Origin of the sequence: Klebsiella pneumoniae (genome assembly GCF_000742135.1) — a bacterium.
Classification (GTDB): Bacteria; Pseudomonadota; Gammaproteobacteria; order Enterobacterales; family Enterobacteriaceae; genus Klebsiella; species Klebsiella pneumoniae.
Window position 1 is genome coordinate 15,551 of record NZ_KN046820.1, and the last position, 24,536, is coordinate 40,086.

17 protein-coding genes and 15 pseudogenes are annotated in these 24,536 nt (G+C 48.5%); 14 read left to right on the forward strand and 18 right to left on the reverse strand.

Features of this window, described 5'->3' with window-relative positions; all coding sequences use genetic code 11:
- Positions 1–27: 27 nt before the first annotated feature.
- The 3 pseudogenes from DR88_RS0127085 to DR88_RS29505 all read right to left on the reverse strand — a co-directional run.
- Positions 28–256: pseudogene (locus DR88_RS0127085) on the reverse strand (type II toxin-antitoxin system Phd/YefM family antitoxin).
- A gap of 78 nt (positions 257–334) precedes the next feature.
- Positions 335–978: pseudogene (locus DR88_RS0127090) on the reverse strand (DinB/UmuC family translesion DNA polymerase); the annotation flags it as partial.
- A pseudogene (locus DR88_RS29505) lies at positions 950–1,758 on the reverse strand (IS3 family transposase); the annotation flags it as partial. The pseudogenes DR88_RS29505 and DR88_RS0127090, both read right to left, overlap by 29 nt.
- A gap of 66 nt (positions 1,759–1,824) precedes the next feature.
- Between DR88_RS29505 and DR88_RS00615 the strand changes: the two are divergent.
- The gene (locus tag DR88_RS00615; protein WP_032444102.1) at positions 1,825–2,841 is read left to right on the forward strand and encodes an IS110-like element ISKpn2 family transposase; all 1,017 of its coding nucleotides are present in this window, start codon (positions 1,825–1,827) and stop codon (positions 2,839–2,841) included.
- 223 nt (positions 2,842–3,064) lie between these two features.
- Here the strand turns inward: DR88_RS00615 and DR88_RS29510 are convergent.
- A pseudogene (locus tag DR88_RS29510) lies at positions 3,065–3,181 on the reverse strand (transposase); the annotation flags it as partial.
- 131 nt (positions 3,182–3,312) lie between these two features.
- Between DR88_RS29510 and DR88_RS29515 the strand changes: the two are divergent.
- Both DR88_RS29515 and DR88_RS28980 read left to right on the forward strand, forming a co-directional pair.
- Positions 3,313–4,001, forward strand: a pseudogene (locus DR88_RS29515) (IS1 family transposase).
- Positions 4,002–4,011: 10 nt separating this feature from the next.
- Positions 4,012–4,278, forward strand: a pseudogene (locus DR88_RS28980) (IS3 family transposase); the annotation flags it as partial.
- A gap of 77 nt (positions 4,279–4,355) precedes the next feature.
- On the opposite strand, the gene DR88_RS0127105 reads toward DR88_RS28980, so the two are convergent.
- Positions 4,356–5,009: a class I SAM-dependent methyltransferase gene (locus DR88_RS0127105; RefSeq protein WP_025862237.1), complete on the reverse strand. Its 654-nt coding sequence runs from the start codon at positions 5,007–5,009 to the stop codon at positions 4,356–4,358.
- Between the two features lie 539 nt (positions 5,010–5,548).
- Between DR88_RS0127105 and rmpA the strand changes: the two genes are divergently transcribed.
- The 4 genes and pseudogenes from rmpA to peg-344 form a co-directional block, all read left to right on the forward strand.
- Positions 5,549–6,181, forward strand: coding sequence for a mucoid phenotype regulator RmpA (rmpA, locus tag DR88_RS00605; protein ID WP_004150524.1), 633 nt, complete (start codon positions 5,549–5,551; stop codon positions 6,179–6,181).
- Positions 6,182–6,238: 57 nt separating this feature from the next.
- Positions 6,239–6,357, forward strand: a pseudogene (locus DR88_RS31700) (small membrane protein).
- A 362-nt stretch (positions 6,358–6,719) separates the two neighbouring features.
- On the forward strand, positions 6,720–7,121 hold the full coding sequence (gene rmpC / locus DR88_RS28990; protein WP_004150520.1) for a mucoid phenotype regulator RmpC: 402 nt from the start codon (positions 6,720–6,722) through the stop codon (positions 7,119–7,121).
- A gap of 141 nt (positions 7,122–7,262) precedes the next feature.
- Positions 7,263–7,750 (forward strand): annotated as a pseudogene (peg-344, locus tag DR88_RS31810) (DMT family inner membrane transporter PEG344); the annotation flags it as partial.
- On the opposite strand, the gene DR88_RS31895 reads toward peg-344, so the two are convergent.
- The 6 genes and pseudogenes from DR88_RS31895 to DR88_RS30135 all read right to left on the reverse strand — a co-directional run.
- Positions 7,696–8,217 carry a glycosyltransferase gene (locus DR88_RS31895; protein ID WP_508604240.1) on the reverse strand — a complete coding sequence of 174 codons (522 nt, stop codon included), beginning with the start codon at positions 8,215–8,217 and terminating at the stop codon, positions 7,696–7,698. The pseudogene peg-344 and the gene DR88_RS31895 overlap by 55 nt on opposite strands.
- Before the next feature lie 24 nt (positions 8,218–8,241).
- Positions 8,242–8,871, reverse strand: a pseudogene (iroB, locus tag DR88_RS31900) (salmochelin biosynthesis C-glycosyltransferase IroB); the annotation flags it as partial.
- Between the two features lie 96 nt (positions 8,872–8,967).
- Positions 8,968–9,182 (reverse strand): annotated as a pseudogene (locus tag DR88_RS29005) (IS110 family transposase); the annotation flags it as partial.
- A 38-nt stretch (positions 9,183–9,220) separates the two neighbouring features.
- On the reverse strand, positions 9,221–9,865 hold the full coding sequence (locus tag DR88_RS00600; RefSeq protein WP_004144055.1) for an IbrB-like domain-containing protein: 645 nt from the start codon (positions 9,863–9,865) through the stop codon (positions 9,221–9,223).
- Positions 9,850–11,082 (reverse strand): phosphoadenosine phosphosulfate reductase, encoded by a 1,233-nt coding sequence (locus DR88_RS00595; protein WP_016529501.1) that lies wholly within the window; start codon positions 11,080–11,082, stop codon positions 9,850–9,852. Before DR88_RS00595 ends, DR88_RS00600 begins: the two co-directional genes overlap by 16 nt.
- A 142-nt stretch (positions 11,083–11,224) precedes the next feature.
- Positions 11,225–11,431: pseudogene (locus DR88_RS30135) on the reverse strand (IS66 family transposase); the annotation flags it as partial.
- A gap of 219 nt (positions 11,432–11,650) precedes the next feature.
- Here DR88_RS30135 and DR88_RS0127120 point away from each other — a divergent pair.
- Together DR88_RS0127120 and DR88_RS00585 are read left to right on the forward strand one after the other, a co-directional pair.
- Positions 11,651–12,879, forward strand: a protein-coding gene (locus DR88_RS0127120; RefSeq protein ID WP_085956323.1) for an IS3 family transposase whose coding sequence is annotated in 2 segments (ribosomal slippage) — positions 11,651–11,966 and positions 11,966–12,879 — 1,230 coding nt in all. Because the reading frame shifts where the segments join, the coding sequence is not laid out codon by codon here.
- Positions 12,880–12,924: 45 nt separating this feature from the next.
- Positions 12,925–17,016, forward strand: a complete 4,092-nt coding sequence (locus DR88_RS00585) for a S6 family peptidase (protein ID WP_004150512.1) — start codon at positions 12,925–12,927, stop codon at positions 17,014–17,016.
- A 161-nt stretch (positions 17,017–17,177) separates the two neighbouring features.
- Here the strand turns inward: DR88_RS00585 and DR88_RS29020 are convergent.
- From DR88_RS29020 to tnpA, 4 genes and pseudogenes are all read right to left on the reverse strand, one after another.
- A pseudogene (locus DR88_RS29020) lies at positions 17,178–17,327 on the reverse strand (IS256 family transposase); the annotation flags it as partial.
- Between the two features lie 38 nt (positions 17,328–17,365).
- A complete protein-coding gene (locus DR88_RS00580; protein WP_032444095.1) occupies positions 17,366–18,904 on the reverse strand; it encodes an IS66-like element ISEc8 family transposase in 1,539 nt (512 codons plus the stop codon).
- Positions 18,905–18,953: 49 nt separating this feature from the next.
- A complete protein-coding gene (gene tnpB / locus DR88_RS0127125) occupies positions 18,954–19,301 on the reverse strand; it encodes an IS66 family insertion sequence element accessory protein TnpB (RefSeq protein WP_000612591.1) in 348 nt (115 codons plus the stop codon).
- Positions 19,298–19,678, reverse strand: coding sequence for an IS66-like element accessory protein TnpA (gene tnpA, locus DR88_RS00575; protein ID WP_004150475.1), 381 nt, complete (start codon positions 19,676–19,678; stop codon positions 19,298–19,300). Before tnpA ends, tnpB begins: the two co-directional genes overlap by 4 nt.
- Positions 19,679–19,866: 188 nt before the next feature.
- Between tnpA and DR88_RS29025 the strand changes: the two are divergent.
- Together DR88_RS29025 and DR88_RS30145 are read left to right on the forward strand one after the other, a co-directional pair.
- Positions 19,867–20,184, forward strand: a pseudogene (locus DR88_RS29025) (Tn3 family transposase); the annotation flags it as partial.
- Between the two features lie 179 nt (positions 20,185–20,363).
- Positions 20,364–20,867: pseudogene (locus DR88_RS30145) on the forward strand (DUF2913 family protein).
- Here the strand turns inward: DR88_RS30145 and DR88_RS00570 are convergent.
- Both DR88_RS00570 and DR88_RS00565 read right to left on the reverse strand, forming a co-directional pair.
- Positions 20,864–21,805 carry an Rpn family recombination-promoting nuclease/putative transposase gene (locus DR88_RS00570; protein ID WP_025862253.1) on the reverse strand — a complete coding sequence of 314 codons (942 nt, stop codon included), beginning with the start codon at positions 21,803–21,805 and terminating at the stop codon, positions 20,864–20,866. The pseudogene DR88_RS30145 and the gene DR88_RS00570 sit on opposite strands and share 4 nt — an antisense overlap.
- Before the next feature lie 68 nt (positions 21,806–21,873).
- Positions 21,874–22,571, reverse strand: a protein-coding gene (locus DR88_RS00565) for an IS1 family transposase (protein ID WP_171893191.1) whose coding sequence is annotated in 2 segments (ribosomal slippage) — positions 21,874–22,322 and positions 22,322–22,571 — 699 coding nt in all. Because the reading frame shifts where the segments join, the coding sequence is not laid out codon by codon here.
- Between the two features lie 222 nt (positions 22,572–22,793).
- On the opposite strand from DR88_RS00565, the gene DR88_RS0127135 reads away from it, so the two are divergent.
- The 3 genes and pseudogenes from DR88_RS0127135 (at position 22,794) to DR88_RS00560 (ending at position 23,728) form a co-directional block, all read left to right on the forward strand.
- Entirely contained in the window at positions 22,794–23,303 is a 510-nt protein-coding gene (locus DR88_RS0127135; RefSeq protein ID WP_025862333.1) for a cytochrome b/b6 domain-containing protein, read from the forward strand.
- A pseudogene (locus tag DR88_RS29035) lies at positions 23,254–23,463 on the forward strand (molybdopterin-dependent oxidoreductase); the annotation flags it as partial. The gene DR88_RS0127135 and the pseudogene DR88_RS29035, both read left to right, overlap by 50 nt.
- A gap of 28 nt (positions 23,464–23,491) precedes the next feature.
- Positions 23,492–23,728 carry a hypothetical protein gene (locus tag DR88_RS00560; RefSeq protein WP_025862332.1) on the forward strand — a complete coding sequence of 79 codons (237 nt, stop codon included), beginning with the start codon at positions 23,492–23,494 and terminating at the stop codon, positions 23,726–23,728.
- A gap of 59 nt (positions 23,729–23,787) precedes the next feature.
- Here DR88_RS00560 and DR88_RS0127140 read toward each other — a convergent pair.
- The coding region (locus tag DR88_RS0127140) for an IS481 family transposase (protein ID WP_032444096.1) at positions 23,788–24,536 on the reverse strand (749 nt) is incomplete at its 5' end.

Here is a 24,536-nt window from a genome sequence, read left to right on the forward strand (position 1 = left end):
TGTGATGTCGTTTGTCACGTTGTCCGATCACAAAATATATTGGTTTTGACGTTCTGTTATCAATTGCGCCAGGTCTTTTTCGTCCAGAAGATCGAGCATTTTTTCATACAGAACCGCGGGCACACAATAAAAAAACAGGCCGGTTGCTGTCAATAATAGCGACCGGGTAGCCGCAGCCGGCACCGGCGCTGCCCACCGGATCGTTTTTAAGTTCGCTGACGCTGGCAGTTACATCACACAGAATGATATTTGTCATGGTTCCCCCCTGAGACAAGTCATCTGCATGATCGGTAAAGTATGATCTGGCGGCAAGTTCCGTCTGTCATTTCGCCGGTCAGAAACGGGCAACCGGCAGCTCCTTCCAGCGGGTGGTATATACCGATGAAAGCATCTCACGTTTCATCGGCCATTCCGGGGCAATTCCTCTACCGGCAAACCATACTTTACCCAGCCCTGAGTTGTTGATCCCGTCCAGAACCATCATCAGCTCAGCACTGTGAGGCCGTGGCGGGCGTTCGTCGAACAGTTGCAGCTGCGAAACGCCAGACCCGGTGAAATCATTCAGCATAACTCCGGCTTTGGCATACCGGAGCCCATCCTTCCAGATACGCTCCAGAGCCGTTGTGGCGGCAGCAATGATATCCCTGGTGTCCTGAGTGGGTGTAAGCAGTTTCTCCGTGGCCACGTTGCCGTAGTAAGGCTCTTTAACGGCGAACGGAGACGTTTTGATGGAAACGGAAATATGCCGGCAATACTGGTGCTCTTTACGCAGCTTTTCAGAGGCCCGCTCAGCGTGCTGACAGATAGCCTGGTGGAGCGACTCGTACTCCGTGATCTTCACACCAAAACTGCGACTGCAGACAATTTGCTGTTTCCTCGGAGGGGCTTCCTCAAGCGAAAGGCAGCTTTCCCGTTCAGTTCACGTACCGTTTGCTCTAGGACCACAGAAAAATTTTTGCGGATGAAGGTCGAGTTTGTCCTGCGCATCTTCCAGCGACAGGAACCAGTGAATGTTCAGGCATTCATCCCGCAGACTGCCGTTAAATGATTCAATAAACGGATTATCCGTTGGTTTTCCGGGGCGGGATAAGTCCATTGTGACACCGTGCTCATACGCCCATTTATCCAGACTTTTCAAAATAAACTCGCTGCCGTTATCTGTCTGAATACGTACCGGCAGACGCTTGCCCAGCACCCGCAACCTTTCCATCACACCGACCACATCCTCACCTTTCAGCGACTTTCCGGCATGGATCGCCACACACTCCCGACTAAAATTATCCACTACAGTCAGCGCCCGGAAACGTGTTCCGTTAAACAGATTATCCGACACGAAATCCATACTCCAGCACTGATCGATACCGGTCAGGACCGGACGTTGCTGACGATGACATGCATGCGGGGGCGCTTTTTGCGCAGGTTGAGGCCTTCCAGACAGTAAATCCGGTGTGTTTTCTTGAGGTTAACAGGCCAGCCTTCCCGCCGCAGCTGAATATGAATACGCGGACAACCGTAGCGGATCCGGGTTTCCGCTATTTCCCGGATACGCAGGGTTATCGCCCGATCATCCCGCCGGCTCTGCCAGTGATAAACGGTTCTGCTCTGCATCAGCAGTCCGCATCCCCGCCGGACACTGATACGGTAAGCCTCCCGCAGAAAATGCACCGCCTGACGTTTCAGACGCTGATTTTCATCCTCCAGTTACCGCAGACGCCACAGTTCGGTCACGCCCAGACCAGCGAATTTCTTCTTCCAGTTAATGGGATGGACTACCTACTCCCGCTGCGGTTAACTGTACGAAATGTGCTCACCAGGAGAATCACCATGAATATCGTATTTCTGGGTATTGATCTGGCTAAAAATGTTTTTCAGCTCTGCGGGTTAAACCAGGCCGGCAAACCGGTTTATACGAAACGAACTGGCCGAAAAGAATTGCTCCAGACGCTGGCAAATATTCCTGCATGTCTGATTGGGATCGAAGCGTCCACCGGGGCATTTTACTGGCAGCGTGAGTTTGAGAAACTGAGGCACAAAGTAAAGGTCATCAGTCCTCAGTATGTAAAACCCTTTGTCCGCGGGCAAAAAAATGATGGTAATGATGCACAGGCCATCGCAGTGGCTCTGATGCAACCGACAATGCAGTTCGTGCCACCAAAAAGCCCCGAACAGCAGGATATCCAGGCTTTACACCGGGCAAGGCAGCGTATTGTCAATCGCCGCACTGCTACAGTCTGTCAAATAAGAGGGCTGTTACTTGACCGGGGGAGCCCCATTGGCAGTGCTGTCTCCAGAGCTCGCCGGGCTATTCCTCTTATCCTTGAAGATGCAGAAAACGGTCTAAGTTCCCGTATGCGCAGAACAATTGCCGAGCTCTATGAGCTCTTTAACGATCTCGGGCGTCGGATCCATTTTTTTGATAAGGAAATTGAAACAGTATTCAGGCAATCAGAAGCCTGTCAGCGTATCGCCAGAGTTAAAGGCATTGGCCCTAAAACGGCCACGGCCATTGTTGCTGCTATTGGCAAAGGAACTGAATTTAAGAATGGCCGCCACTTTGCTGCATGGCTGGGTCTGGTTCCACGCCAGCATTCGAGTGGCGACAGACAGGCGCTGATGAATATGATGAAAAAAGGCGACAAGCATCTGCGGACACTTTTTATTCATGGCGCCCGCGCTGTCGTCAGGGTTGCCACGAATAACAATGATGGCCATATGAATCAGTGGGTTAACCAGTTAAAGGAACGGCGCGGATTTAATAAAACGACCGTGGCGGTCGCTAACAAAAACGCGCGAATAATCTGGTCGATGCTGAGAAATGAGACCGAGTATCAGGTAGTGTGAAATTAATCCCCTGCCAGAAAAAGTTGCAGCGTACTGAGAAATGGTGACAGGTGCACCTGCACAATCGGAACCTGATTTTTATACTGGCCTCAGAGGCCGTCCAGTTGTTGAGGCGATTGTGTGCGAATTACCCATTTGGCACAGATTTTCCTGATGCCGGATAAATGTAAGCAACAATCCAAAACCAGATTAAGTACTTGCAAAACGGAGGTAGTCCATAGATGTAAAAAGTGGCCTCAGAAATACCCATCTTTCGGCAGACTTCCTCTACCCGAGTGCCGGTTTCGGCCTGTTTCAGCGCAAATGCTATCTGTTCTTCGGTATAGCGGGTCTTTTTCATGGCGATGTGCCTCTCTGTGAGATGGAAGAAAGACCGGAGACTTCAGTTTAGCCTTGCACTGTTTTCAGGGAGGAGATCAATGCCTCTAATTAATTGAATTGATGTATGATGCGTGCTTTTGAGGTTTGTTCATGGCCAGCGTTACCGTTCATTGTCCCCGTTGTCAGTCTGACCAGGTTTACCGCCACAGGCAGAACCCTAAAGGCCGTGACCGGTTTCGCTGCCGCGATTGCTACCGCTTGTTTCTGCTCACTTATACTTATGAAGCACGCAAGCCCGGCGTCAAAGAGAAAATTACCGAAATGGCATTCAACGGAGCCGGCGTCTGTGATACCGCAAGGACACTCAAAATCGGCATTAACACCGTTATTCGCACTTTAAAAAACTCGCGCCACGACGAGTAACCACATCTCCGGTTGCTCATGCCGATGTGGCGCTCATCTGCGAACTCGACGAGCAATGGAGGTCGGCAGCAAAGCCCGGTAGCACTGGCTCTGGTACGCGTACAACACGAAAACAGGCGGTGTGCTGGCCTATACTTTTGGGCCACGGACCGATGCAACCTGCAGAGCGCTGCTGGCTCTGCTCACACCGTTTAATATCAGCATAATAACCAGCGATGACTGGGGAGTTACGCCAGAGAGGTGCCGAAGGATAAGCATCTGACCGGTAAAATCTCTACTCAGCGCATTGAGCGAAACAATCTGACGCTGAGAACCCGAATCAAACGCCTGGCTCGTCGACCGTCTGTTTCTCACGCTCTGTTGAGCTGCATGAAAAAGTCATCGGGGCCTTCATTGAAAAATACATGTTCTACTAATTAGATGCACTACCAGATGGCGTATTATCAGAAGCGACTTAAGGGCAGCGGCCTGAAACAGAGCATGTCAAGAAAGAGAAAATGTCACGACAATGCAGTAATGGAAAGCTTCTTCGGTACGCTAAAGATTGAATGTTTTTACCTGAAGGAACATAAGAATATCAGCTATTTGCGCATGGCTATAGATGAGTACATCCACTATTACAACCATGAAAGAATAAAACAAAAAGGCCTGAGTCCGGTAGAGGACCGAACCCAGGCCCTGTTAGCCGCTTAATATAAACTGTCCAATATTATGTCAGTTCACAAGGTGTTTTTTTTAAAAGATAAATCCAGAAAAAAAATGATAAATAGCTATTTTTTTCCATGCGCAGAGAACATTGCGACAGCACCTTTCACAATGACATCAATATTTTTAAAATAATGAGAAAGCATTTTTTTTAGTTCTTCTTCTGAATCACTAAAATTAGAAAAAATACCTTTTTTGTTATAAATTTGCAACAGTTTTAACGCAAAACTATTATGCCTTACCTTATCACCAAGTATGGTTGCTCCGTAAAGTATTCCACCTTTAGTTAAGGCGGCCTTCGCGTTTTTTATGATAATTCTTTTATCTTCCATTGTTCCTGGTAGACAATGGATGAGGTAATACATTGATATGGAATCAAATTTTCCATGAAGTTCCTCTGGGTAAGATTCAAATACATCATGCCTAACTTTATAGTGTATTCTATCTTCCCCTACTCTTGCCGATGCAGCTTTCAAGCTAGCAGGGTTAAGATCCATGAGGGATATATTATAGTGAGCAGGGATTTTAGTGAGATAATAACCAGTACCAACGCCAATATCTAGGTGGTTAGGACTTAAGTTTTGTAAAAAATAAGGAATTAAAATATCCTTTGTTGAACAATTCCATGCGTAACTATTCGAAATGCAAAGCACCCACCAGTCATATAGTTTCAGAGTTAATGGAGTGTAGATCTTCGTCCCGTTATCAGTATTACTCATTGATTGCACCTTATACAGTTATCATTAGAAATTAAATCAAAAAATGGGCCGGATATCAAGGAGAACAATATATCAGTTTACTTTGAGGGTATTTAGCCTGGAGCATGTGGTCGGATCAATCGCCAAATAACTCCCAAGCACCAACTGTTACACTAGTGGTAATCTGAACATATTTTTCAGAAATCTAATTACCATGGTTATTATATAAACAAACAGCATTACCAAGCGAATTGTATTTTGTGAAAGTATTCATTTGATAAGAATTTTCAAATAAGTCCTAAACTCGCCCCTCCCCACACATCCTTAATCGTGAATAATTAAGCAAACTGACAACATAAAGGGGGGCGGGTTAAACAAAAAGATCAATTAATTGCAAACACGCAAAGACAAAAAAATGAATATTTACCGTGATTGATTGAATTTTTATTCATTAAAAATTGTAACCAACGACTTTCAAGAGAAATGATTCTCTGTTGTTTTTTTTTAATGCTTATAAAATAATCTTGGATGAATATTGATGGATCAAAGTTACTGTTTATATGGAAAAATATATTTACTTTATATGTAACAAAGATGTAAACATAGTGTTGACTGATGATTATTTTTTTTATTATGGCCTAAAGCAGTTAACTGGGCTACCTCTGTTTCATATTACATATGAAGGAGTAATTAATAAATCAATAGCAATTAAGCACAAAAGAAAAATAAGAGTATTGGTTGACAGCAGGATTTTTTATTCAGGGAAATGGGGAGGGTACAAAATGTTAAGGGGATCATTAAATATGATAAGCCAATGGATGTGGCTTGACGTTTCGGGGGGGGGGCGGTTTTATCCTAAAGGGTGTGATTATGACATCTATGTTAACATGCAGGGAAATGTAAAAAATAATATTGAAAAACTATATTTTGCATTCTTAAAGAAAAATGTTAGCCAAATTGTAAACCATTATCCACGGCTAACAAAAAAGGAACAAGCAGTGCTGCAATGCCTACTGAAAAATGGGGGCATTAATGAAATAAAAAGTCAACTAAAAATTGAAGAAAAAACGCTATCATGCTACCGAAGCAAAATAACAAGAAAATTTGGCTGCAAAAGGTACATAAGGTTTATGTATCTTTACAGCCTTAATAAAGAAATGGTTGATGAAAGATGGCTCATGCCAAGTATTTAGGTAAAAAAAAGGGGAGGGGATGTGAAGGAACTCTTTTATTTATTCATTACTTTCTTTTTGTTTTTTTTGTCAGTTTATAATTTTTATTCTTATATTTCAGATAGAAGAAATATAAAAAGAATATTCCGCTCGTGTAGAAAGAATAGACGCAAAAAAAAAAATTCAAACTATTATAGAACTATACTCACGTTCAATAAATGATATCAGCGCGATATATAACTCATGCCAATTTTAGTTGGCAGATAAGTACGCATATTGCGCATATTGCATGCACCATTTATGTATAAAACATCTATCAAATATGTCAAAGCATAGTGTCACTATACATTATAATGCATCTCCAGCAAATGAGAACATATAAAGAAAAAAGGATCAAGGTAAGAAAATAATGAAATTGTGTGTCGTTACAAAAAATAATTATTTCTTTGCCGGCATGGAACATATTTTCTCAGAGGTTCAATGCTGTCTTTGTAGAATATCGAGTTATGATGTATATGCATGCACTCCTAATTCAAACGTAATCATTTTATTGGATGGTGTGAATCACAAAGTTTCGATAAAAGAGTATAGCTATCTAAAAAAAATAGGTTTACCTGTTTTTTTTATTCTGAACACAAACTGTAATGTTAATTCCACCCTCATCGGAATTAACATCATTAACGCACGCGAGGCTATCACTATTTTAAAAGATAGAATGATTTCTCTCTTTAATGGGGGGGAACAGCTTGATTATAAACCAATAAATTTGACAAAGAAGGAGTCTTTTATTCTTAGATTATATATAGATGGATTATCATTAACACAGATAAGTGAAAAAACAGCCATTAGAAAAAAAACACTTATAACTCACACACGAAATATTCTTAATAAGACCGGTATAAAACACCATAATCACCTTAATATTTTAAAAAACATCCTTGGCATACATTTGGCTCATTAAGGATGGTATAACTTTTGGTTTCCACAGATTTGTGCGTTTAAAATTACATACTTTATTAATGAAGGGGAATGAATGCGTAGAATTACTATATTTATAATATTCCTGTTAGTTGCTGTAACTTGGGGAACCACGTGGTTAGCTATGAAAATTGCTCTTGAAACTATCCCTCCAGTCTTTGCTACCGGGATGAGATTTTTATTTTCCGCTCCATTATTAATCATTATCGCATGGGTAAAAAAATACCAATTTTGTTTCCTGTTGGCCAGCGTCTATTTCAACTTGCAATTAGTATGTTTTATTTTGCCATTCCTTTCTCGCTAATGATTTATGGTGAGGTTTATGTAAACCCAGGACTTGCCGCTATTATATTTGCAAATATGCCGGTGGCTATTTTAATAGCATCATTTTTATTTTTGAATGAAAAAACAAACTTAATACAGATTACTGGGCTAATTATCGCATTAGCTTCACTTTCGTTCATCCTCATCACGGAGGCGCGGGAAAGGACAGAAAGCCAGTGGACGGGAGTTATTGCCCTTTCTTCTGCAGTAATAATTCATGCCATAGTATATACTCAATGTAAAAAAAGATGCTGTAAAGTCTCTGTTATATCGTTTAATGCGTTACCGTGTTTTATAGCTGGGGTTATTCTTTCGCTGGTGGGGAGTATCTTTGAGAGGCCACAATTATCAGATTTATCTTTACACTCTACATCTTCAGAGGCGTCGCGAAGTGCGCGATTGTCGAGGAAAGCATTGATCATGTTGCTTGACAGGCCGCCGTCGCCGGGGATGATCCCGCAGCCACGCTCGACAACAACGCGGGCATTTACCGGGCGATCAGCACCCTGGCCGAAGACGATCTGTGGAATACCGGCGTGTAGCGCTGTCAGAGTATTGCCTGCGCCGCCATGATGAATGAAGCCATCTGCGCCGTTCAGGAAGGCCCCCATGGGTATCCAGTCGACCAGGCGGACATTTGACGGTAGCGAGCGTAGATCGGACCGCGCATTGGCCGAAAGATGCAGGATAATCTCGGCATCGACTTCACTGGCGGAATCCATCACCCAGGTGATCAATTCAAGGCCGTCGACCATCGGTTTGACGGTGCCGAGACTCACCAGCAGACGTTTACGATCGGGCTTCCTCTCCCACCATGGTTCCCACACCGCGCCGCCGTTGTACGGGACGTACTGCATAGGAATAATGGGTTCGCCGTCGTTTTCAAGAATGCTCATGCTCGGCGGTGCTACGTCGATCCAGGCCATATCGCGCGGTGCGGCCCCGACGCCGTGGCGATGATACGTGTCCGCAAGCGAACGCGTTACGCCTTTGATATGCCAGGGCGTATGGCCGAAGCCGACGGTTTGCATCACGACCGGGATATCGTATTTGGCCGCAATCAGCGGCCCGATGACTCCGAGCGGAGGGTAGATAATGAGATCGGGCCGCCAGTGTCCGGCGAACTCCACTAGGTGGTCGGCCATCTCTTCGCTGAAGAATGAGAAGTTTCCCATTTTGGTGCCGATGTGACTTTCTTTCCGCAGAGCTTCATGGCGGCAATAGCCAGCTTCGGAATCTAAGCCTGGTGCGGCATCAAACGCCACCAATCCCGCCTCTGCTGCTTTTTTGACGAATTTTCCTCCGCTGGCGATCAGCACTTCATGGCCGTTAACGCGAAACGCCTGTGCCAGAGATAGCACAGGATACAATAGCCCATAGAGAGGAGGACCTATAAATAAAATACGCATAAGAAAATCCCTCTTTTAACACTCCTGTATACTATGGCAGGAAACCAAAAAACACAGATGATAATGATTATCATTTGTGTTTTGATTTTGCAATGGTAATAGTTTTATTTGGGATGCAAGTGCCGTTGCCATCAATGCATTTGCCTCGATGACAGTTTTATCTGTGGTCAGGGGAATAGCGCTGGCAATACTTGCAAGCCGCTGTTCGGTATATGCAACAGCAGGACCACCTTTAGCATTCATAAAATGACGGACAGTATCGCTGCTAGCCCGTTTGAGTTGTTGCAGACTCTCGGCCAGCGAATGATTACAGTCTCTTTTTGACCACAACAAACCATATTTAACAGAATCAGCGAACCGTCCATGCCGGACTGAAATCCTCTTCCTGAAACAGTTCTGTCAGTCCGCTAATCTGTTTCAGCCTCAGCACTTCATCTTGCTCCATGCCCAACTCAGTGCCAATGCGTTGATCTGTCCAACCCAGACGCGAAAGGTCTCTTACAATATCAGACATTGAGGTTATCTGGTGCTTCCCCCTGGCCCGGTTATGTCGAATGGTAGCAGCAATGCGTGCGGCCTGTCCCTTTCTCTCCGGATTAATACAGGCTACAGGCAGCCAGCCCTTCAGGCGTTTCCCTGTATCTGATTCCCTGCCCAGTAACTGACGATGAAAACCATCCACCACCAGATAATGGCTCTTATCTTCTGACACCACCACCGGTTGTGTGAAACCATCTTTCTCCAGTGACTGCTTCAGCAGTCTCTTCTCACCCGGAGCCATGACATTGGGATTGTAATCGTTGGCCACCACCTCATCCGCTTTCACCCACAGCACACAGTCCACAGGCTCCTGTGCAAAAGGGCTGACCTCATGCAGCACCCTGCGCAGATGATTAAGGGCTTGTATGGTTTCTTCTTCACTTCGTGCCTGACTGAAGTACTGACGAATAATGTTGCTCAGTACCTCCACCTCCGGTATCACAGAATCCCCCATTCCTTTCTCCTTTCCTTCATACGCTGCAGATAACGTTCATAGTGCCGAGGTTTGTTCGGGCTGAAGGAGAGGGACCGGCACCAGAAATCATTCTTTATGAGAGTCTTACAGATTCGTCGCCAGGACGGGATATCCCTGCACCCCAAATCATTCTCCTGTTCATCCGGGATGTCATCCGGAAACCCCTTAGTCTGATACCAGCGCAGGTAGACAGCAATTTTGTTACGGTAATGTTCTGCCGTTCTTTCCGGCATCACATCCAGCAGGAACATCGCGTAACTGCGCCAGGTGTGATGAACCGGCTTTGTGATACGCTTACGCAGAGCAAAATAAGCACCGCTTTCATTGGCATAAAGAGCACCACTGGCAGCCCCGGACACCCGCTCACACATCCTAGCCCAGGTTTCCGGCTCCAGAACATGATAAAGCCACAGTCCTTTACGCTGTTCCGGGCCAAAAGGCTCACAGACACGCATGTCGCGTAACGGCACACCTGCACGGTACATCAAATCATACAGAGGATTGTAGATGGCACGGGTTTTGGCGTTATATATCCAGATATCACGGGATTTCCAGTCATACAACGGGTACATAGTGTAGTAAAAACCTTCAGGCGACGCCGTGGTCCAGGGTTTATCATCGGCATATCTCAGTTTACGCCGGGACACCAGTCCCATAAAGCGGTTAAGGGATTCATCCGCCCGGACACCAATCAGTATTGCCACTGCACACCGGTTTCCGGTAAACCAAGAAGAAAATGCCGGAACAAATTCTTCAAAGGTCATGGCATACCGGTAAAAGGGAAAATATGCCATATCTGTAATGGCATATTCCGGTGGCTGACGAACCCACGCCACACCGGGTTCCCAGCATATCCACTCCGGCTGAAACTGAGAGACACCGTTTACCGTGGTCAGGGGAAGAGCCACCCAGTAAAAGGTGTCCGTCACATCCCGGTACATATCCCGCATCTTCTGAATATGTTCAATGGTGCACTGGTACTGGGCTTCCCAGTCAATGAACAGTACAGAGAAACGGCGTTTTCTCCTGCGGGCCACCTCTGCCACAAGATGGAGAAGCACAGTGGAATCCTTACCACCAGAAAAAGACAAACAGACAGAAGAGAATGTCTCAAACAACCACTCAATACGGCGAATGGCCGCGCACAGGACATTCTTACCCGTCAGGATTTTTTCCGCAGAAAAATCACTGTTCATTCCCCCTCCTCAGATAGCGCTGTATACCCCGGAAAACAGCAGAAATATATTCTCTGAACAGACTCAGAGAGTAACATTCTGATGTGATACAGTGGCAGATGTTCGCAGTATTTAGCTGGGTCTCAACCCGTTCAACCTCAAGACGCAGTTTTTCTATCTGGGCCCACAGATGTTCTACTTCCCGTGCATCTTCTTCGGGCTTTTCTTCGGCATGGGTCAGCACAGAGCGCAGAAAGGCCTCCGTCTCTTCAACCTGACTCAGTTTCTGGTCTTTCTGACGGAGGGCTTCACCCTGCTCAGAGAGCAGCCTTCCCAGCTCAGCGATGCGAATGAGGTATTTCTGACTCATGACCGTTTTTATAATGCGGTCATGAGTTTTTTACAACATTGTCAGTACATTAAGGTGGGGGATTTTCGGGGCCAGCTTATAGAGGTGCATTGTAGTGGATCACAAAATCAAGACACCTGCATAGCCTCTAGACTGGCCCCCTGAATCTCCAGACAACCAATATCACTTAAATAAGTGATAGTCTTAATACTAGTTTTTAGACTAGTCATTGGAGAACAGATGATTGATGTCTTAGGGCCGGAGAAACGCAGACGGCGTACTACACAGGAAAAGATCGCTATCGTTCAGCAGAGCTTTGAACCGGGAATGACGGTCTCCCTTGTTGCCCGGCAACATGGTGTGGCAGCCAGCCAGCTATTTCTCTGGCGTAAGCAATACCAGGAGGGAAGTCTTACTGCTGTGGCTGCCGGAGAACAGGTCGTTCCTGCCTCTGAACTTGCTGCCGCCATGAAGCAGATTAAAGAACTCCAGCGCCTGCTCGGCAAAAAAACGATGGAAAATGAACTCCTTAAAGAAGCCGTTGAATATGGGCGAGCAAAAAAGTGGATAGCGCACGCGCCCTTATTGCCCGGGGATGGGGAGTAAGCTTCGTCAGCCGTTGTCTCCGGGTGTCGCGTGCGCAGTTGCACGTCATTCTCAGACGAACCGATGACTGGAAGGACGGCCGCCGCAGCCGTCACACGGATGATACGGATGTGCTTCGCCGTATACACCATGTTATCGGAGAGCTGCCCACATATGGTTATCGTCGGGTATGGGCGCTGCTTCGCAGACAAACAGAACCTGATGGTATGCCTGCGATCAATGCCAAACGTGTTTACCGGATCATGCGCCAGAATGCGCTGTTGCTTGAGCGAAAACCCGCTGTACCGCCATCGAAACGGGCACATACCGGCAGAGTGGCTGTGAAAGAAAGTAATCAGCGATGGTGCTCTGACGGGTTTGAGTTCCGCTGTGATAACGGAGAAAAACTGCGGGTCACGTTCGCGCTGGACTGCTGTGACCGTGAGGCACTGCACTGGGCGGTCACAACGGGTGGCTTCGACAGTGAAACAGTACAGGACGTCATGCTGGGAGCAGTGGAACGCCGCTTTGGCAGCGAGCTTCCGGCGTCTCCAGTGGAGTGGCTGACGGATAATGGTTCATGCTACCGGGCGAATGAAACACGTCAGTTCGCCAGGATGTTGGGACTTGAACCGAAGAACACGGCAGTGCGGAGTCCGGAGAGTAACGGAATAGCAGAGAGCTTCGTGAAAACGATAAAGCGTGACTACATAAGTATCATGCCCAAACCAGACGGGTTAACGGCAGCAAAGAACCTTGCAGAGGCGTTCGAGCATTATAACGAATGGCATCCGCATAGTGCGCTGGGTTATCGCTCGCCACGGGAATATCTGCGGCAGCGGGCCAGTAATGGGTTAAGTGATAACAGGTGTCTGGAAATATAGGGGCAAATCCAGTAATATCAGGAATAAAATCAGGACTATTATGTAATGAACAAAATATATGCTCTCAAGTATTGCCATATCACTCAGACAATTAAAGTCGTTTCAGAACTTGCCAGAAGAGTGAGCAGAAAATCAGTCTCCGGTAAAAAGAAACTGTGTCTTCCGGTATCTTTTACAATCATAATGATATCGCCGTTCGCCATTGCCTCCGTTGTCAAGGGGAATATCCCTTATCAGACATACCGTGATTTTGCGGAAAATAAAGGGGTATTTCAGGCAGGAAAGTCGGATATCATAATAAAAGATAAGAACGGAAATATTCCCGGAACGCTGAATTCCGCTCCGATGCCAGACTTCAGTGCAACAGACACGAGTGGTGTTGCCACACTTGTCAGCCCTCAGTATCTGTCCGGTGTCCGGCATAATGGCGGATACACAGGCGTCAGATTTGGTGATGGAGAGAATCTTTATCATCTGGTCAGCAGAAACAATGCTTCAGATATGGATATTCATACTCCACGACTGGATAAACTTGTTACGGAAGTTGTGCCGGTGGGGGCTGCCAGCACTGATGCGTCATTTAACCACAGCAGCCAGTATTCCGCTTTCTATCGACTCGGTTCCGGCTCTCAGTTGATAAAAAATGATGACGGAAAAAACATCAGTATTACTGGTGCTTATCAATATCTGACAGGAGGAACGGTCGCCGGCCTCAGCTATTACAACTGGTTTGGCGGTACACTGATGGCATCCACCGCAGATCTGACCTCTGCTCAGGGCGTGCTTCCTTCTCATACTCAGGGAGGAGACAGTGGCTCACCTTTGTATGCTTATGATAAAGCTCAGGGTAAATGGGTATTGGTCGCTAATCTGTCTTCCGGCTCAGGAAATAACGCCTTATGGTCTGTGGTTTCAGCTGGCAGGATCCAGAATATCATGGATGCATATTCTGATGGTCTGGTGAATTATGACAACACTTCTCCTGAGAATATTATCTGGTCGTTTGATGCCAGCGAAGGGGTGGGCAGTCTGTCTCAGGAAAATGAAGCCCATACAATGCATGGTAAAAAAGGGAACGACCTGAACGCCGGTAAAGACCTTTCTTTCAGCGGACATAATGGTGTTATCGATATCCGGGATAATGTGTCGCAGGGCGCAGGTTCCCTGACATTCCATGATGATTATACGGTGACAACCACTAATGGCAGCACCTGGACCGGGGCCGGGATTATTGTGGATCAGAATACGTCCGTGAACTGGCAGGTTAATGGTGTGAAAGGTGACAATCTGCATAAAATTGGCCAGGGAACGCTGATTGTTCAGGGAACCGGTGTGAATGAGGGAGGGCTGAAAGTCGGGGACGGTACTGTCATCCTGAATCAGCAGGCGGACAGTTCAGGGCAGGTTCAGGCTTTCAGTAGTGTGAATATCGCCAGTGGTCGCCCGACTGTCGTGCTGGCAGATAACCGGCAGGTTAATCCGGATAATATTAGCTGGGGATACCGTGGCGGGATCCTGGATGTAAACGGGAATGATCTTTCCTTCCACAATATCAGTGCTGCAGATTATGGCGCGCAGTTGCACAACAGCAGTGATAAAGAGGCGACTGTTTCCCTGACGATACCGGATGCCATTGAATGGAACGGAAAGGATACACAAAGAATTTCAGGTCAGGTGTATAAGTACTTTAACACGGAGTCACAAACGACAGAATTCTTTGTATTAAAGACAACGAGTGCCGGGTGGAGTCCCTCTCCGGCAGAAAAACACCTACCGGAAATATTCCGGGGCGCGGATTATTTCAGCTCACAGGAAGAAGCAAACCGGGAAGCCTCGGCTGACAGACAATTAATTTACCATGGTAAATTAACCGGTAATATCCGTTTTGATGCCGGCAGGGTGGGTAAATTTGTTATGGATGGCTCTGCTGACATCGGGGGGACGTTCAGCAAAGAGGACGGGCGTCTGACCATGCAGGGGCATCCCGTTATTCATGCATTTAACAGCCAGAGCATTGCAGACAAGGTTGCTGCTACCGGTGATGGTTCCGTACTGACGCAACCCACGTCATTTACCCAGGATGACTGGGAAAGCAGGACATTCAGTTTGGGGATGCTAGAGTTAAAAAATACCGACTTTGGGCTGGGACGCAATGCCGCGCTAAACACACACATTCAGGCGGATAACTCACGTGTCACACTGGGCGACAGCAGAGTGTTTATTGACAGGAATGACGGCAACGGAACAGCCTTTAAGCTGGAAGAAGGTACCTCTGTGGCTGTTAAAGATGCAGATAAAAGCGCGTTCAACGGAACTGTCAGTCTGAGTAATCATTCTGTGCTGAATATCAATGAGTTTTTTAATGGTGGAATACAGGCTGATAACAGTACGGTAAATATCTCCTCCTCTGATGCTGTACTGGACTCTTCCACACTGACGGGGACAGCACTTAATCTGTCTGAAGGTGCTGATGTGCTTGTCAGACAGAACATCATTTCAGACGGAGTAGTGAATATTGCTGATGCGGCGCTGAGTCTGAACAGTCGCTCAGGTGAGTTTTCCCGTACGCTTTTACCGCTGTACAGTTATGCAGGGGCATGGAACCTGACGGGAGACAATGCCAGTCTTTATGCTGGTCCGTTCACTCTGTTATCGGGGGATATGACCGTTCAGGGAAAAGGACGCGTCACCATTGGTGGTGAGGGTGAACTGGATCCGGACCTGCTTCTGCAGGACAGGGTGTTCTACAGTGTGTTTAACGGATACCGGAATGTCTGGGGGGGACGTCTTGATGCGCCTGACGGCAATATCAGTATGACAGACTCTCAGTGGTCAGTGAAAGGTAACTCCACGGCAGGGCATCTTAAACTGAAGCGGACAATGGTCGGTTTTGGCGGTGATACATCATCATTCACCACCCTGACGACAGGCAGTCTGGATGCGGTTCAGACATCGTTTGCCATGAGGACGGATCTGAAAAATGCAGATCGTCTCGTTATCACGGACTCCGCGACAGGTCATGACAACAGCATACTGGTTAACTTTCAGAAAAAACCGTCTGACAAGGACTCGCTCAGTATTCCGCTGGTCAGCGCCCCGAAAACGGCAGCAGATGATCTGTTCAGAGCTTCAACACAGGTTGTGGGATTCAGTAATGTGACACCCACTATCAGCATCAGAGAAGATGACGATAAAAAAGAATGGGTCCTTGATGGTTACCAGGTTGCTCCTGATGAAGGACAGAGCAGGGCTGCCGCCACATTCATGCATATCAGCTATAGCAACTTCATTACTGAAGTCAATAATCTGAATAAACGCATGGGAGATTTACGGGACATCAATACCGAAGCCGGTAGCTGGGTGCGCTTAATGAACGGCTCCGGCTCTGGGGAGGCTGGTTTCAGCGACCGCTATATTCTGCTGCAGATGGGGGCGGACCGTAAGCATGAGCTTGATAAGCTGGATCTGTTTACGGGGATTATGGGTACCTATACCGATACTGATGTGTCAGCCGGAATGTTCAGTGGTAAAACGAAGTCATGGGGGGCTGGAATCTATGCCAGTGGCCTGTTACCGTCAGGCGCCTACTTCGATCTGATTGCCAAATATATACACAATGAAAACCGGTATGAGCTGAGCTTTGCCGGGGCCGGTAAGCAGAACTTCCGGACACATTCGCTGTATGCAGGTGCGGAGGCTGGTTATCGCTATCGTCTGACAGAGACAACGTTTGTGGAGCCCCAGGCTGAACTGGTCTGGGGAAAACTGCAGGGGCAAACATTTAACTGGCATAATGGTGGAGTGGATGTCTCTATGCGCCGTGACAGCGCCAGTCCACTGGTCGGAAGAACGGGGGTTGTTTCAGGTAAAACCTTCAGTGGTAAGGACTGGAGTCTGACGGCACGTGCCGGGCTGCATTATGAGTTCGACCTGACGGACAGTGCTGACATTCATCTGCAGGATACGGCAGGTGAACATCATATTAACGGTGGAAAAGACAGTCGTATGTTGTATGGCGTGGGGTTAAATGCCCGGCTAGGCGACAATATACGCTTTGGTCTGGAAGCGGAACGTTCTGCATTTGGCAAATATAATGTGGATAATATGATAAATGCCGGTATCAGATATTCGTTCTGATACAAATAACAGTACATCGTTTTTGATCCTGTTGCGTATTTCCATGGAAGGAAATACGTGGGATAAGTTGTACTAGCTCAGACCTGATCTGACAGTTACCGGTTATTTATACAGGTGTCTGTCAGATTGAGCCTGTTTAAGATTCTGTGTAAATGCCTTTCTCAGAAGTGACCGTCCAGGCGGTCACCGAACTCGATAATAAAGCGGCTCATTGCCATTCGCCAGTCCTTCAACGGCATCGTCCATTTCCGGGACGCAGACTGGATTGCCAGCCACACCACTTTTTTCACCGAGTCGTCTGTCGGGAACACTGTAAGCGTACAGCGAGGGCCGTATTGACGGGGATGTGTTATTCAGCTGGCAGTGCTATGCGCCACGGAAGCAGTTCGCTGACCCGGTTGACCGGCCAGTCTGCTATGACGCCAAGCACATGGCGAAGGTAGCTTTCTGGATCCACGTCATTCAGTTTGCACGTCCCGATCAGGCTGTACAGTTGCGCTCCCCGCTCACCACCATGGTCAGAGCCGAAGAACAGGAAGTTTTTACGACCCAGACTGACCGCCCGCAGGGCATTTTCAGCGATGTTGTTGTCGATTTCCACCCAGCCATCGTTCGCATAGTACGTCAGTGCCGGCCACTGGTTAAGTGCGTACGCGAACGCCTTCGCCAACTCTGAGTGTCGCGACAGGGTCTTCATCTTTTCACGCAACCAGCTTTCCAGGGATTTCAACAGCGGTTTCGTTTTTCGCTGACGTTCAGCAAGCCGCTGCTCTGCCGGCATTCCCCTTATATCCGCCTCTATGGCGTACAACTGACCGATCTGCTCCAGGGCTTCTTCCGTCAGTGCTGACGGGATGCGGACGTGCACATCGTGGTTCTTTCGGCGGGCATGAGCCCAGCAGGCAGCTTCCGTTATCCCACCATTGCGATACAGCTCGTTGAACCCGGCGTACGCATCCGCTTGCAGCACACCGCTGAAGCAAGCAAGATGAGTCTGCGGATGGATGCCTTTTCTGTCCGGGCTGTAAGCGAACCACACTGCAGGTGCCAACGCTGACCCGGCATTGCGGTCATCACGAACATACGCCCACAACCGCCCGGTCTTCGTCTTCTTATTACCCGGCATCAGTACCTGGACCGGGGTATCATCGGCATGGAGTTTGCCGTCAGTCATGACATAGCCATGAAGCGCCTCTTCCAGCGGAGACAGCAGCCGGCAGCATGCATCCACCCAGCCCGACAGCAGTGAACGGCTCAGCTCCACACCTTGCCGACCGTATATTTCTGACTGGCGATACAGCGGGGTGCGCTCTGCATACTTCGAGGTCAGCACGCGGGCCTGCAGCCCCGGTCCGGCGATACCCCGCTCTATGGGCCGCGAAGGTGCAGGTGCCTGCACGATGGCATCGCACTGAGTACAGGCATGTTTTTCCCGTACCGTCCGGATAACCCGAAAGGCGCTACGCATCAACTCCAGCTGTTCGGCGGTATCCTCGCCCAGATAGCTCAGTGAACCGCCGCAGTTCGGGCAGCACGGCGCCGCAGGCAACAGTCGCTTTTCGTCACGGGGTAGTGATTCAGGGAACGGCTTACGGGTGCGGGTCTGACGCAACGGACGCTGTACTGCCGGGTCATACACCCTACCAGTCAGCGTATCGCTCTCTTTCTGAAGCCGGTTCAGATCGGCTTCCATTTGTGCGATACGGCGGGAGACTTTTTCGGAACGACTGCCGAAGTTCATCCGGCGGAGTTTATCCAGCTGCGCCTGCAGATAGTCTATTTCGCGCTCCCGGTTGCTCAGCTTTTCCTGCAGGGCGTGGATCAGCGCTTCCTGTTCGGCCAGGCGCTGTTTCAGCAGGAAGATGTCGTCAGAAGAGATGTCGTTCATAAGCCCGTATTTTACCGGGCTTATTCTGTGACAACCAGGATAAAGAGATTTACAGCATGGTCAGGGAGGTCAGCAGCCGCTTAGGCTGTCGCCAGTCGATACCTTCCAGCAGCATCGCCAGCTGCGCCTGCGTAAGGAACACTTTGCCATCACGGGCTGACGGCCAGGCGAAGCGCCCACGCTCCAGCCGTTTGGTCAGGAGGCACAGTCCGTCACCGGTGGACCACAGCAGTTTAACCTGACTGCCGCTGCGGCCCCGGAAAATGAAAACATGGCCGGACATGGGATCGTCTTTCAGCGCCGTCTGTACTTTCGCAGCCAGGCCGTTGAAGCCATTTCTCATATCGGTGATACCGGCAACCAGCCAAATTTTGGTCCCGGAAGGTAACGGGATCATCGCTTCAGTTCCTGTATCAGCAGAGTCAGGAGCTTTTCGCTGACATTGCCATTGAAGCGGAGCGTCCCGTGCCGGAACGTTACCTCACAGCTGATACTGAGGGTTTCCGGGGCCTCTGCGAGCGATTCAGGCTGTTCGGCAGCTGCATCGAGAGTCACAGGAAGTAGCTGGGGGCTCTCTGAAGAAGGTAATAGCAGCTTTCCCTCGCGCCATTGTTGTCGCCATTTGAACAACAGATTGGCGTTAATGCCATTTTCAAGAGCAAGTTTTGAGATGGGTATCCCGGGTTCACAGGAGGCAGCAACGAGCTGCTGTTTAAATTCGGGAGGATAATTAGGGCAGCCTTTTCGCCTGCCGGGAGTCACATTTTTCTGCATATCTGACACTTTGGTTCCCACTACTTATTTGGTGGACACCACTTTGTCTAATTCGTCAGATTCTGACCAGACGGTTCAGGCTGTACGCTTACATATGTTCACACCGGAATCACAAATAAGCGAAGCTGATCACAATTATGTTACATAATTTATGGGGCTACTGGCCGCCTTAGCAATATGCAGAAACTGTAGACCGGGGCATCTGTTATAGTCAGCGTGGGGAGATCAGAAAGCGCTATCGTGAAGGGCAGGAAGATCAGCTTGGTGCACTGGGCCTGGTCACTAACGCAGTGGTACTGTGGAACACTCTTTATATGCAGGAAGCCCTGAGCTGGATGCGCAGTCATGGAGAAGAAACCGGGGTTGAAGATATCGCCCGGTCATCCCCACTGATGCACGGGCATATCAATATGCTGGGGCATTATACGTTCACGCTACCGGCGGATATTTTAAAGGGAGGGTTGAGAACATTAAATTACATTATAAACAATGAATTATCTTCTTAGCGTACGTTTTCGTTCCATTGGCCCTCAAACCCCTGCGCCGTATCTGTCACACCTGCCCCGACGAAAAGCGCTGCTGGCACTGTTTTTTATGTGCGATGAAACCTGGGCGATGAGCATGGCGGATTCGTTACAAGGATGATTTGAAATACAGACTTCCAGTGTTCAGGGATGAATGCTGAATAGCGGCACTTGCCGCAGGCGTAAAATTTGGCAGGAAGAGCCATCCGCGAACGCCAGCAGCGCTGACGCTTATCTTACAGGGAGAAGCCCTGAGCAGGGTGACAGAAAAAACAGGGATCTCCCGGGCGACGTACTTGAATTACCTCTGGCGTTCCTGCTCCGGTGAATTGTCCGAGCAGAACGACCTGTTCCGGCTTACCTGTGCGCTGGAAACAGCCAAAGATATGCACTGGAACTACCGTCTGCTGAGCGATCGGGAATGGTCCGGCCGGAATGCTGTGGCGCTCAGTGCAGGCGTGAACGGCATTTATCTCTCACGGGCCAACCTCGATGTCGCTTTTGACGAACAGCGGTCGACAGATAAATCCGTTGACAGCGCGTCTGACAGGGAACGTGGCGGGGGTAATGAAGCTGTTTAATCGCTGTGGCTGGCAGAGCCTGAGTCTGGTGCCTCCCTGCCCCACCAGTATTCGCTGATGGCCGGACAGGGAGTGTCTGATTAGTGGCGGATCTGCGCCAGGTCGTCTTCCGTCAGACCGGTCATTTTCATGACGGTATTGCGGTCAATGCCGTTCTGCAGCATGGTACGGGCTATTTTCAGAGTCGCTTCGCGCTCCCCTTCTGAACGGCCTTTTTCAATACCACGTTGTTCACCGAGCTGAATCCCCTTCTCGATGCCCTTCTGTTCAAGCTGCTGTGCGATGGTCATAAGTGCGTCTCCGTGTTGCGGCACACGCTGTGCCAGTTCGCGTACAAAGGCTTCGGCGTCGGACGTTTCGCCTGCCTGCACTATATAGTGTACCAGCGATATCACCTGCGATGAAGACAGATATCCGGCCAGCAAAATGGGTGCCAGCCGATCAACCAGTTCTGCCAGGTCCCGCTGATGAATATGTTTCTGCAGTAAGGTCAGGGCAGCCATACTGCGATGCCCGGCGATTTCATCATCCGGAATGACCGTAACGTCTACCAGCGGGAAAGCGCCGCTGTAGAGTTTGCCTGCCAGCCCCGGCTCGTCAAACTCATCCAGCCACCGGGTGGAGTACGGATACGGGCTGCGCTTACTCGTATAGAACAGCACCGGTATCACCAGTGGCAACTTTTTATTTCCTGCCTCCAGGTGACGCTGCATGGCAGCCACCGCATAGCGTATGAGGCGGAAAGCCATATGTTTGTCCGGCGTTGACTGGTGTTCGACCAGAACATGAATATATCCGTCGCCGGCTGTAGTTTTCAGGCTGTAGAGGACGTCGCTGAAATACTGGCGGAGGTCATCCTCAACAAACGAGCCTGATTCCAGTTTCAGCGTGCTGAGATCGCAGACTGCCCGCAGCTCTGCGGGCAGGTGGATTTCCATGAAATCCCGGGCAATATCCGGTTGCGTCAGGAACTGCCTGAACGTGGCATCGTGAGGAGTGGGTGTGCTGTTTTTCTTCTTCATCTGCCCTGGCTCTGAAAAATGACCCGGAGATGTTATCACAGCCCGGAAAAAGCGGTAATGACTCCAACTTACTGATAGTGTTTTATGTTCAGATAATGCCCGATGACCTTGTCATGCAGCTCCACCGATTTTGAGAACGACAGTGACTTCCGTCCCAGCCTTGCCAGATGTTGTCTCAGATTCAGGTTATGTCGCTCAATGCGCTGAGTGTAACGCTTGCTGATAACGTGCAGCTTTCCCTTCAGGCGTGATTCATAAAGCGGCCAGCCATCCGTCATCCATACCACCACATCAAATACCGACAGCAGCTCCAGAAGACGCTCCAGTGTGGCCAGAGTACGCTCACCAAAGACGTGTGCCACCACCGTCCTGCGCATCCTGTCATAGGCGTAAAATAACCAGCGCTGACGTGATTTAGCCCCGACGTAGCCCCACTGTTCGTCCATTTCCGCGCAGACAATGACGTCACTGCCCGGTTGTATGCGCGATGTTACCGGCTCCGGCCTGAGTTTTTTAAGTGCCGTAAAATCGTGTTGAGGCCAACGCCCATAATGCGGGCACTGGCACGGCACCCAACCCCATTCATAGCCATATCAATGATTTTCTGATGTGTACCGGGTTGAGAGGCGGTGTAAGTGAAGCTGATTTGCCATGTTTTACGGCAGTGAGAGCAGAGATAGCGCTGATGTCCGGCAGTGCTTTTACCGTTACGCACGACGCCTTCGGTAGCTGAACAAGTGGGACATCTGATGGAAATGGAAGCCACGCAAGCACCTTAAAATCACCATCATACACTAAATCAGTAAGTTGGTAGCATTACCCACTTAATGTACATTTTGTTGCGTTTTATTTTTTCTAAATCACTTACTTACGATATTTTTTGTTGAAAGCTTACTGCAGGCGGAGAGGAAAGTTATCACAATTTGTTTAAGGATATGGTGAATATAAAACCGTATAATTCCCGAATATTATTTACGGGTAATAAATAATGCAACCATTATCTTCAGAATCGGTACATCCGCTGTGGCTGCGCAGCTGTCATTGGGTTAATGCCCTGGCTATTACGGGCATGCTGCTTAGTGGCTGGCGTATCTATAATGCTTCTCCCTTGTTTTCTTATACCTTTCCGGTGCAATTCACACTGGGTGGTTGGCTTGGTGGCGCATTGCAGTGGCACTTTGCTCTGATGTGGGTATTGATGATTAATGGCGCGGTCTATATCTCGTTGGGAGTAGTGACTGGGCGATTTCGGCACAAATTTTTTCCACTGTCGTGGCGCCAGTTGAAAGAGTCCCTGCCCAGAGTATTGAGAGGAAAACTTCAGCACACGGATCTGCGCCAGTACAACATGGTGCAAAAAATTGCCTATCTGCTGATTATCTTAGACGGTGTCGGACTGGTGTTGTCAGGCATGGTCTTGTGGAAATCCGTACAGTTTCCGTTTCTGTACGGCTACCGCGCTGCATCCGCAGACACTGCTGGTTCTTACGTGGGATAACCAGATACTTCCCCCGGAATATGGTTATCCCATGAAATTACATGTTCCGACTAAACTGGGATACAAAAACCATAAGAATGTCAAGGTTATTGAGATAACAAACCACTTCCCAGGCGGTTACTGGGAAGATAAAGGCTACAACTGGTTTGGTGGCAGTTAATACAACAAGTAAACGACGAGGAAATACCATGAAAAAGATGATCATCGCAGCAACTGTACTTTCAACCCTCTTTATGGCAAATGTGCTGGCAGCAGACTCTATGAGCAAAGATAATATAGCTAAAGACACAATGTCCAAACCACACGACAAAATGTGTAAAGAAGCAATGGGCAGGGATAACATGAAGAAAAACAAGATGGATAAGATGGATAAGATGGATAAGATGGATAAGATGGATAAGATGGATAAGATGGGCACTAATTAATTGTACTAGCTCAGACCTGATCTGACAGTTACCGGTTATTTATACAGGTGTCTGTCAGATTAAATCTGGTTCAGATTCTTTTCTGCCCAGACCCGTTTTCCATCAAGTAATGTTGCCATTGGCGTACGCCCGCAGCACATTTTTCCCTGATGAGTTCGCTCATTATTGTAATGCCACAGCCAGCTGTCCAGATCCGTTTGCAGGCTTTCCAGGTCTGCGTATAACTTCTTACGGAACGCAACCTGATAAAAATCCTGCAAAATAGTTTTATGGAAGCGCTCACAGATCCCGTTCGTTTGCGGAGACATCGCTTTCGTTTTCGTATGGTCGATATCGTTGATGGCCAGGTACAGCTGATAGTCATGCTGTTCCACTTTCCCGCAGTACTCAGTACCCCTGTCGGTCAGTATTCTCAGCATCGGCAGTCCCTGAGCCTCGTAGAACGGCAGTACACGAGCATTGAGCAGGTCGGCGGCGGTGATCGGCGTTTTACTCGTATACAGCTTGCAGTGTGCCACTTTCGAGTACGTATCCACGAACGTCTGCTGGTAGATACGGCCCACGCCTTTCAGATTACCCACGTAGAAGGTGTCCTGTGAGCCCAGATACCCCGGATGTGCCGTCTCGATTTCACCGCTGGCCTCATCATCATGCGCTTTCTTCTCCAGAGCCGCGATTTGGGCATCGCTCAGTACGATGCCTTCTCTGGCGACTTTCTCCTCAAGGGCCTTCAGACGCTTACGGAAGTTCTCCAGGTCGTGCCGTTGCCAGATGGAACGAACGCCGCTGCCGGAGATAAATACGCCTT

What these genes read in the sequence shown, in the direction of transcription:
- DR88_RS00600 (WP_004144055.1), bottom strand. Translation starts at nt 9,865, where the DNA reads ATGGGGGATTCTGTGATACCGGAGGTGGAGGTACTGAGCAACATTATT.
- DR88_RS00585 (WP_004150512.1), top strand. Translation starts at nt 12,925, where the DNA reads ATGAACAAAATATATGCTCTCAAGTATTGCCATATCACTCAGACAATT.
- DR88_RS00595 (WP_016529501.1), bottom strand. Translation starts at nt 11,082, where the DNA reads ATGAACAGTGATTTTTCTGCGGAAAAAATCCTGACGGGTAAGAATGTC.
- DR88_RS0127135 (WP_025862333.1), top strand. Translation starts at nt 22,794, where the DNA reads ATGCAACCATTATCTTCAGAATCGGTACATCCGCTGTGGCTGCGCAGC.
- DR88_RS00615 (WP_032444102.1), top strand. Translation starts at nt 1,825, where the DNA reads ATGAATATCGTATTTCTGGGTATTGATCTGGCTAAAAATGTTTTTCAG.
- DR88_RS00570 (WP_025862253.1), bottom strand. Translation starts at nt 21,805, where the DNA reads ATGAAGAAGAAAAACAGCACACCCACTCCTCACGATGCCACGTTCAGG.
- tnpA (WP_004150475.1), bottom strand. Translation starts at nt 19,678, where the DNA reads ATGCAGAAAAATGTGACTCCCGGCAGGCGAAAAGGCTGCCCTAATTAT.
- tnpB (WP_000612591.1), bottom strand. Translation starts at nt 19,301, where the DNA reads ATGATCCCGTTACCTTCCGGGACCAAAATTTGGCTGGTTGCCGGTATC.
- rmpA (WP_004150524.1), top strand. Translation starts at nt 5,549, where the DNA reads ATGGAAAAATATATTTACTTTATATGTAACAAAGATGTAAACATAGTG.
- DR88_RS00580 (WP_032444095.1), bottom strand. Translation starts at nt 18,904, where the DNA reads ATGAACGACATCTCTTCTGACGACATCTTCCTGCTGAAACAGCGCCTG.
- DR88_RS0127105 (WP_025862237.1), bottom strand. Translation starts at nt 5,009, where the DNA reads ATGAGTAATACTGATAACGGGACGAAGATCTACACTCCATTAACTCTG.
- DR88_RS00560 (WP_025862332.1), top strand. Translation starts at nt 23,492, where the DNA reads ATGAAAAAGATGATCATCGCAGCAACTGTACTTTCAACCCTCTTTATG.
- DR88_RS31895 (WP_508604240.1), bottom strand. Translation starts at nt 8,217, where the DNA reads ATGGTCGACGGCCTTGAATTGATCACCTGGGTGATGGATTCCGCCAGT.